Annotated in this window: 11 protein-coding genes and 2 pseudogenes; 7 read left to right on the top strand and 6 right to left on the bottom strand. The window is 34.3% G+C overall.

Features of this window, described 5'->3' with window-relative positions:
* A pseudogene (locus V7164_RS25715) lies at positions 1-77 on the bottom strand (hypothetical protein); the annotation flags it as partial.
* Between the two features lie 158 nt (positions 78-235).
* On the opposite strand from V7164_RS25715, the gene V7164_RS14750 reads away from it, so the two are divergent.
* Positions 236-958, top strand: coding sequence for a DUF421 domain-containing protein (locus tag V7164_RS14750; RefSeq protein ID WP_335354458.1), 723 nt, complete (start codon positions 236-238; stop codon positions 956-958).
* A 639-nt stretch (positions 959-1597) separates the two neighbouring features.
* On the opposite strand, the gene V7164_RS14745 is transcribed toward V7164_RS14750, so the two are convergent.
* The 3 genes from V7164_RS14745 to V7164_RS14735 form a co-directional block, all read right to left on the bottom strand.
* Positions 1598-2014 carry a hypothetical protein gene (locus tag V7164_RS14745; RefSeq protein ID WP_335354457.1) on the bottom strand — a complete coding sequence of 139 codons (417 nt, stop codon included), beginning with the start codon at positions 2012-2014 and terminating at the stop codon, positions 1598-1600.
* Between the two features lie 135 nt (positions 2015-2149).
* Positions 2150-2719: a replication-relaxation family protein gene (locus V7164_RS14740; protein WP_335354456.1), complete on the bottom strand. Its 570-nt coding sequence runs from the start codon at positions 2717-2719 to the stop codon at positions 2150-2152.
* A complete protein-coding gene (locus tag V7164_RS14735; RefSeq protein ID WP_335354455.1) occupies positions 2667-3965 on the bottom strand; it encodes an FtsK/SpoIIIE domain-containing protein in 1299 nt (432 codons plus the stop codon). The genes V7164_RS14740 and V7164_RS14735 overlap by 53 nt, the downstream gene beginning before the upstream one ends.
* A 289-nt stretch (positions 3966-4254) precedes the next feature.
* On the opposite strand from V7164_RS14735, the gene V7164_RS14730 reads away from it, so the two are divergent.
* Positions 4255-4479, top strand: a complete 225-nt coding sequence (locus tag V7164_RS14730; protein WP_335343984.1) for a helix-turn-helix domain-containing protein — start codon at positions 4255-4257, stop codon at positions 4477-4479.
* Positions 4480-4495: 16 nt separating this feature from the next.
* Positions 4496-4648 (top strand): hypothetical protein, encoded by a 153-nt coding sequence (locus V7164_RS14725; RefSeq protein ID WP_335354454.1) that lies wholly within the window; start codon positions 4496-4498, stop codon positions 4646-4648.
* A 39-nt stretch (positions 4649-4687) separates the two neighbouring features.
* On the opposite strand, the gene V7164_RS14720 is transcribed toward V7164_RS14725, so the two are convergent.
* Positions 4688-4927, bottom strand: coding sequence for a YolD-like family protein (locus V7164_RS14720; RefSeq protein WP_335354453.1), 240 nt, complete (start codon positions 4925-4927; stop codon positions 4688-4690).
* Positions 4928-4929: 2 nt separating this feature from the next.
* The gene (locus V7164_RS14715; protein WP_335354452.1) at positions 4930-5148 is read right to left on the bottom strand and encodes a hypothetical protein; all 219 of its coding nucleotides are present in this window, start codon (positions 5146-5148) and stop codon (positions 4930-4932) included.
* Between the two features lie 104 nt (positions 5149-5252).
* Here V7164_RS14715 and V7164_RS14710 point away from each other — a divergent pair, with 104 nt between their 5' ends.
* The 4 genes and pseudogenes from V7164_RS14710 to V7164_RS14695 form a co-directional block, all read left to right on the top strand.
* A complete protein-coding gene (locus tag V7164_RS14710; protein WP_335354451.1) occupies positions 5253-5582 on the top strand; it encodes a YolD-like family protein in 330 nt (109 codons plus the stop codon).
* 10 nt (positions 5583-5592) lie between these two features.
* The gene (locus V7164_RS14705; protein ID WP_335354450.1) at positions 5593-6858 is read left to right on the top strand and encodes a DinB/UmuC family translesion DNA polymerase; all 1266 of its coding nucleotides are present in this window, start codon (positions 5593-5595) and stop codon (positions 6856-6858) included.
* A 177-nt stretch (positions 6859-7035) separates the two neighbouring features.
* Complete coding sequence (locus tag V7164_RS14700) at positions 7036-8391, top strand: hypothetical protein (RefSeq protein ID WP_335354449.1); 1356 nt, start codon at positions 7036-7038, stop codon at positions 8389-8391.
* Between the two features lie 25 nt (positions 8392-8416).
* Positions 8417-8723, top strand: a pseudogene (locus tag V7164_RS14695) (hypothetical protein); the annotation flags it as partial.

The following is an 8723-nucleotide window of genomic DNA, read 5'->3' as shown; positions in this document are numbered from 1 at the left end:
ACCGGCTGCACTTCCACTGCCATATACCCGCCATCTTCCAATATCCGCAAGTCTCTTGCCAATGTCCCCGAATTACAGATTTACTCTAAATGTCGATCAACCCTGGTACTTCTCAATTAGTATGCCTTTCCTTTATTTTTAATAAAATGTCGATTGAACAAATGAATATCCTGTTAATTCCCACTAATACTACTATCTATATACGTTAATAAAATATAAGAGAGGTTAAACATATATGGAAAAGATTTTCTTCATTACAATACTAAAAGGTATTTTAATATATATTTTAGCATTATTTTTAACCCGAAAAATAGGCAGAAAACTTATATCAAAAATGGACTTTTTTGATTTTATTATGGGTGTTTCATTGGGTTCATTAGTCGCAAATGCTGTCATAGATAAGCAATTTGCTACACTATCAGCTACTACCGCATTGGTTTTATTTTCCGTATTAACTATATTTACCGGATACTTAAACATGAAAAGCTTCACATTTAGGAAGCTAATCAATTCTGAACCGGTAACTTTAATTGAAAATGGGACCATTGTGGATGAAAATATGAAGAAAATGAAATTGACCATAAATGAATTAAAGATGAAATTAAGAGAAAAAGATGCCTTTAACGTGGCAGACGTAGAATTCGCTATAATGGAAACAGATGGGAATTTTTCTGTGTTACCCAAATCAGATAAAAAACCACTTACTCCCTATCATATGAACATTCAAACAGCAAGTACAGGTCTTGAAAAGGATATAATCATTGATGGGAAGATAATGGAGGAAAACTTAACAAGTGCTGGATTAGATAAAGACTGGCTAACATCTGCACTGACTAAGCAAAATATCAAAGATTATTCAGAGGTTTTTTATGCTGGATTAGATAATACTAAAAAACTGTATATTTCTAAAAAAAGCAGTACCAATAAAGAAACTCATGGGAAATATGGCATTGAATGATTTGATTAGCTTAATAAGGATTTAGATGCACTCACTTATAAAACTTTTTTGTCCTTTTCAGCGTACTTTTGCTTGCCCCAATTCCCTCAATTTTTTTGCAAGAATGTGTTTCCAATCTTCATTGCTTTCACCAAGGAACAGTTGCGGTTATTTAGCAGCTGATATTAGGGAATTCTTGATGAAAGGGTTTATGGCTATGCTTCTCCAGCCAAGGCCACCATCAGAAGCTGTTCATTTCCGTATTAATCCTAAGCAAGGCACATGCCTTTACTTTAAATAAATAGGCTGCCTCTAAAGAGTTGCATTGAGACAACCTACATTTACAAATTAGCAAAAACCTCATTTACTTATGATATAGCTCATCTTGCTTTATGTTCATTTAATTTACATTCTGTCCCAATCCCAAAAGAACCTAAAACCATTAGGCTTCTGGTTCTTTTTTCATAACTAATTTAGCAACCGCCTCACAATGCATCGTTTGCGGATAGCACTTTCGTTGTTTTTCATCAGGCTTCGCAAAAGAATAACCAACAGGATCATCAATGTTATAAAACAATTAATTTTTTATAGATTTTTATAGCCTTTTGGCGAATTAGTGGTTAATGATGTGGTCATGTGGTCAATTCCACGTGACCTTTATTATACAGCATTTCCGACTTGTTTCAGTACATTTAATATTAATGGAGAAACTTGAATAAGTACATAACCCAACCCAGCATTTTGAATCATGGTCCATCCCTTTTCTGCATTATTAAACATAAACATAAAACATGCACCAACTATAATAACTGAAGCAATCGGAAAACTAAGAGCAACTAGTATATCTACTACTGGATCCAGCACATGGGCTAACATAGAAAGAGTTTGTTCTCCCATCCATTCTTTAGCTGTGACCGGGACCGCCTCAGCTGCAAACACAGGCTTAGCCATAATTAATGGAACTGCGACAGTCGTCCCTACTCTTTGAATCAGTTTGCCTATGTTTCTCTTGTTTTTAGGCCGCTTATAGTCACCAGACATAAATTCACTAAACGATACAGTTTGTGCCTTAGCCACCTCGATCACCCTTTCTTTTTAGTGTTTTTTCTTTTCTTCCTAGTTTTGTTTTTCTTTTTTCTCTGCTTTAACCCGTAATCTATCGCCAATAAACCAATCTGTAATGCTGCCTTTTTCCAGGACATAATATCCCTCCTATTTAATTTCATTCCACAAATACACTTTGCAGTTCAGTTCCTTGCACAGTTCCTCAATTCTCTTTTTTCTGTAAGGCGTGGTTGTCACCCAAACTAATGCAAATTGTGGATTAAATGTGGATAACTTTTTATATCTTTTAATCTTTTGGATATTTTTTGACATAGATTGCTTATAATCGATTTCTACAAAATGATGGAGTTTATTAAAGATGTAGGCTGCATCTGCTATGAGGGATATGTCATTTACGGATACTTTTACTTCGTTCTTCCAATTTGAAAGCCGACCTTTGGTGATGTATAAATCATTTCTCATTAAAAAATGATTTACCTGTGGTGTTTTCTTTCTGATCTTTTCAGCTTGCACCATTTCTCGACCAGCTGTATTTAGGTAGTAGATTTTCTTTTTTTCTTCATTAAAGTAGGAAATATATTCACTTAAGCTAAACAGAATCCGTTGAGCGTTACGAGTTTGACCAAGGTTGTGCATTTTTTGCAACTGCTCCCTTGAAAGATAATCACAGTTCTTCAAGCTTAAAAGTATTTCCTCCACTCTTTGCTGTTTCTTCAATGATCAACTCCTCCCTTCGTGTTTTTATGGTGATATGAGGGGCAATCATCTTTTCTATTTGATCATTTTCAATAAATGGAGTTTGAACTATTCGAACTCCATCTGGGGTTTTATAAATTGCTCGACCAGGTACTTCTAGTTTTTCTGCCCCTGATTCATCCAGCACTACTCTTGATGCAACCGCATCCCTTAGCTTATAAGTAATCACTGTATCGCAATTCTGCTTGATCTGCTTATTCATGACATCTGCTGTCGGGTATTGGCTGCAATAAATAAGCCTGTATCCTAACCCGGCCCCTATTCTAGCTATTTCCGAAAGCGTTTCTTCACATTTGCGGGCTTTTTCCTTTTCTTCTTTCCCCGTGATGATGTTTGGCGAGATTTGAGCTGCTTCATCAACGAAAATGAAATGTCTAGTATCAATCCCAGCTTCTTTAATATCTTCGGATCCATTCTTATCAAACCAACATTTCATTTGGTCCATCTCACTTTTTACCTTTTGCAATGCTGATAATGCCTCATCTAAGTTTGTAGCAACCTCTAGCACTTGTTTAGCATTTTTAAAACGGGTGAACGCTAAGCCACCTTTTAGATCAATGAGTGTTAACTTTGTATTTTCGGGTTGTTGGTGTATTAATGATGTAATAATGATCTTTAAGAGAACTGTCTTTCCTTTTCTTGTCGCCCCTGCTAATGTGATGTGGCCACGTTCCATATCATGATTCACAAAGCCATACCTGCTTTCCCCAAGAGGAATTTCCCAATCAACACATTCTCCTAGCATACCTAAGTTGAAATTAATCTTATTTGGAATATGTCTATCTAAAACTTTGATATTGAGCATTCCATCATAATTCAATTCAATATCTTTATCCGATACATAACGATCCCCTAATATTTGCTTAATTTGAGGTAAAAGCTTTTCTTTAAAGTCCATTTGTACTAATCCTCTAAAGTTTATTGGTTTTTTTCTATTATTAAGACCATCCCTTAAATGCTCAGTCTTCTTTTCGAAATCAGTCAAAGACATACCTAGTGGAATGCGATAAACATATTCCATTCCCCATTCATGCTTTTTCTTACGATAAAGTTGCATGGTACGGATTTCTTTTTCTTCTTTTACATACAGGCCACAATTTAAAGCGATTTTCTTTATCTTTTCTCCATCGTCTAACTCTGACAGTTTAAAATAACTAAATCCAACTAAACCAGCAGCCAAAAAAGTTGTAACGATTTCAAACAGCATTTCCTCACCCCAAATTTATTATTTAATAATAAATAGTTGCACTGACAACGAATAGGAAAAATTTGATTACCTCCTTGCTTCGATTAAGTTTGTAAGTTTCGCTTAACTGTTCATCTAATGAAATTACAGACGAAGGTTTCTACGAATAAGTTAGCGAATAACTAAGTGAATAGTAGATGTTATGACATACGGCTTGTACATAATTCCCAACTTTTTAAAATCTGATCGTATAATTTTGGGATTCATGGTCAAGAATGCTGATACAACTACTTTTTGGAGGTATAAAAATATGTGGGGATTAGGCAAACCACGAAGTAAATTAGGGAAATGGATGGATCGGAATGGGTTAGACCAACAAGATTTAGCTAGGACTGCCAAGGTAAGCAAAAATACCGTTACGAAGGCATGCAACGAAAAGGATTATATTCCAAGAGCAGATGTTATGAAGAAATTATTGAAAGCAATTAGAGAGATTGAACCAAATGCAAAAATGAGTGATTTCTGGGATATGTAAATTTGAGGTGATTTAATTGACTATAGCTGATGACTGGCAAATGTTAATTGAGGATTTGCAGAAGGTAGGGATTACCCCTATTGAGGTACGAAAATTCCTTTTGTTTTACGACTTAATGCTTGAGACACATAAAGTTGTGATGGATGGCGATCCGTTTGAAAAAAAATGAAAAGCGCCCTCGTTATTGAGGAGCGCTTTCAACTTTTAGTTACAATATAGAAACTTTCATTATGTCCATAAACGGAACTTTGGTAATGTTAGAATCCTTTTCGATATGAATTAATCTTGTGCGACTATCCATTTTTATAATCTGCCCTTGAATCGACTCTTTTTCCCAGATATCTAATATTACTTCTGATTTTTCATCATGCGCTTCTACAAGTGAATTACCAATCTCTTCTAGCTCGAATTCGTCTCTCGTTGGTCGTTTTTTCTTAACTTTAGACATAATTATGCCCCTCTCCTCATACTTCGTACTGGTCCGACCGATAAGATGTTACTTATTTTAAAGGTCCTCTGCTTTTGCCGGATATAGCAATAGGATCTAAATGTCTCCTCATTTACTGATAACACCTTAATTCTACGCTGGCTAATATTCCCCTTACAGTCCTGGTATATCATTTCTAATAATCCGCCACTAGCTGCCGCCTTTAATAGTAAACTTCTCATCAATCAGACCTCCTTTACCATCATTTTATACGAACGTTTATTCGATTTCAAGTTGAATAAGGAACTAATGTTCGCATATACTAAATGAAAAGGAGATGTTTCAAATGATTAAAGACCGTGGAACAATAAAATGGACTGCAATGATGCTCCCAGAACATGTACAGTCTTTAAAGGAAGTTATAATAGATGAACAAAAATTGAAGAAGCCCGAACTGGATGAGCAAGCAATTGAGGAATTTGAATTAATCATTTGTGAAGCAATGGAATTTAACACAACTATTATCATTGAAGTCTTCAACAATGGACATATAAATACGATAACTGGCACCGTCCATTATATTAACCACTTGAAAAGTCAATTAATTTTAAAAGATGATCAAGATTATTTTCACCATGTACCTTTCAAAAATCTAGTTAATGTACACCAAGAGTGAGGTAAACAACATGATTGACTACTCTCAGTTTCCAGAACGAAGCATCTTATGTATCGATATGAAGAGCTTTTACGCTAGTGTAGCAGCTGTTGACTTAGGTTTGGATCCACTCACATGTTATCTTGCTGTTGTAGGCAGTACAGACCGACCAGGTAGTGTCGTGCTTGCTGCATCTCCAGCCTTAAAAAAGGAGTTTGGCATAAAAACAACAAATAGATTATTTGAAATCCCACAGGACCCAAGAATTCAAATTGTTAACCCTAAAATGAGTTTGTTTATTAAAGTGTCAACTGAGATAACTAAGCTGTTTTATAGATACGTCCCTCCTTCTGCTGTTCACACATATTCAGTTGACGAAAGCTTCTTAAACGTAAAAGGTCTTGAAAAAATATGGGGAGAAGCAGAAACAATTGCAGAAATGATACAGTCAGATATTAAACATGATTTTGGTTTACCCTGCACGGTAGGAATTGGGCCTAATATGCTAATGGCTAAACTTGCTCTGGATCTTGAATCTAAAAAAGCACCGAACGGTATCGCAAAGTGGTCATACGATGATATTCCACAGAAATTATGGCCCGTCTCGCCGTTAAAGGAAATGTGGGGCATCGGTCGCCGTGTGGAAAAATCATTGAATGGGATGGGGATATTTAATATTGGCCAGCTTGCTAAGTATGATTTAGAAATACTTGAGAAGAAATTTGGCGTCATGGGGAACCAGTTGTATCACCATGCTTGGGGTGTTGATCTTTCTGAAATTGGTGCACCTATTATGCAGGGACAGATTAGTTTTGGTAAGAGCCAGATCCTTATGAGGGATTATAAAGAAGAACGTGAAATCAAAGCTGTTGTTTTGGAAATGTGCGAGGAAGTTGCTAAGAGGTCCCGGGATGCTAAAAAAGCAGGTAGAACAATCTCATTTGGATTAGGATTTAGCAAAGACGAATTCGGCGGTGGATTCTTAAGGTCCCGAACGATTGAAAATCCGACTAATATTACGATAGATATTTACAATGTGTGTTTGCAGCTTATGAATGAGAATTACAGAGGGCAGACAGTAAGGCAAATTTCAATTTCTATAACTAAACTAGTCGATGATTACGAAATGCAATTGGATTTGTTCGATATCAATGGATGGAAAAAACGAGAGATCGGGTATGTGGTGGATAAGATTCGAAATAGATACGGCGCTGCATCTATATTGAGAGCTGTTTCTTATACTGGTGCTGGTACTGCGTTGCATAGGAGTAAATTGGTTGGTGGGCATAGGGAATAATAATTTGCACTTTAAACGTTTACAGCAGATCAACTACGCAAACAATGAAAAATCGTATAAAAAAAAGTAAATACCTGAATTCACTCAATTGATATAAAACATAGGATTTAGACTTGTTATCCTAGGTATATAGAAGTATTATTGAAGTGGGAAATTCTTGAAATGGGGGAATGGAATATGAATATGGTGAGTATTATTGAAAGAGTCTATGATAAAATTAACAAAGAGAATGTAATTGAAATGCTAAAAGAAAAAAAGTTAGGTTGGGCACTTCCTAAAAAAAGTACAAAGAAACATGAATTGAAAGATGATTTCATGTCACTTGTTGAAATAATTGAACCATCAGAAATTGAAGATTTTATCGAGATGGCTGTTATGGCTGGTAGTGTCGGCTTACCTGCATATACATACAAGGTGAACAGTTTAAATTTTTTAAAAGAAGAGAATAATGGTGATGAAACCGTTTTACTTTCTGATATTAAGAACAGACCTTTTCAGGATAAATTTACTATTACTGTAGAAAGTATTGAAGAGACTGAACATCTTCTTGATTTAACAATTCGACTAAAAGAATATTCGGAAATTTGGAGATCAGGAGTTAGGAACCTAGATAGTCTTACAGCAGTTTATAAAGTTAATATTTCACTAGATAAAGTAAAATCCGTTGTAACTATATTCTCTGGGAACCATTTAGTACAAAGTACATTGAAAGACTTTTTTTCATTTGTACTAAAATGGCCGATTCAAAATTATAGGATTAGAGAAAATATTAATCAATCTACTCAAGTAAAAAGCGCAAGTTATAAAACGGCAGTTCTGATTGATTTAATTTCTAATCGTCTAACTCAAAGATGTGTATTTTCAAAATTTAAAGAAATTAAATTTAATACAAAAAATAAACGGCATACAAGAGAAGGTATAAAGAACATTACCATTAATGGAAAAAATTTATTATCATCACATTTAGCATGTGAATATATAACTTTGGGAAGCGATATTTTATCATTTAAGGTTGAAATGTCATACAACGAGGTTGACTTCACTTCTCTATTTTTCCTAAAGGGAGACGATTTAGATATATTAAAAATCGTTGTCACCGGACAAGAAGATATTGTATTTAAACAAACTGTAATTGACATTCTCCAAGAAGAATATATTGATATGTGTCTTCATGGAATTAAAGATCTTGTGGAAACAAATAAAACACTTGAACAAATTATTAACAAATTTATTAATGGTGATGAATTGATTAATGAGGTAATTCAAAATTCTACTATAAAAATTATTAACAAATTTGCTGAAAACCTTGACAAATTCAATGATCAAGATGAAAATATTTTAGATCTTCTAACTGAATTTTATCTTCAAAACAAATCTATTCTTGAAACAATTGGTTATGATGAAGAAAATGAAAGTATTAGAAAGTTACAAGAATTTGTTGGATATGAGGAAATTGCAGTAATTGATGAACAAGATGAACTTATAGAAAACTCTGAAAACGAAGGAATAGCCTCTGAGGATTCAGAAATCTAAGAATGTAAAGAATGGAGTGTGAATTATGATGGTTGAAGTCGAAAAGGATTGTATTTTATTTAAGCTAAATAGTACTATTCAATTTAATAACGATTCATTTTGCTCCACTCCTTCAAAAACTTCTTTTGAAAAATACGAAATAAATGAAATTGACCAAAATAAGAAAAAAATAATTATAAGTTGGCTTGATCCAGTAAGGATAAGAAATAAAATAATAGCAAGGGATCAAATAAGTGTTAACTTTATATATTTTAAAAATAGCAGTGTCCTAGCCTGTTTTGGGGGTTCGGAAAGCTATATTGAATATGCTATTAATAAGATAGAGAGAAAAC

Source organism: Bacillus sp. JJ1474, assembly GCF_036965225.1.
Classification (GTDB): Bacteria; Bacillota; Bacilli; order Bacillales; family Cytobacillaceae; genus Cytobacillus.
This window is presented reverse-complemented; position numbering and strand designations above follow the sequence as displayed.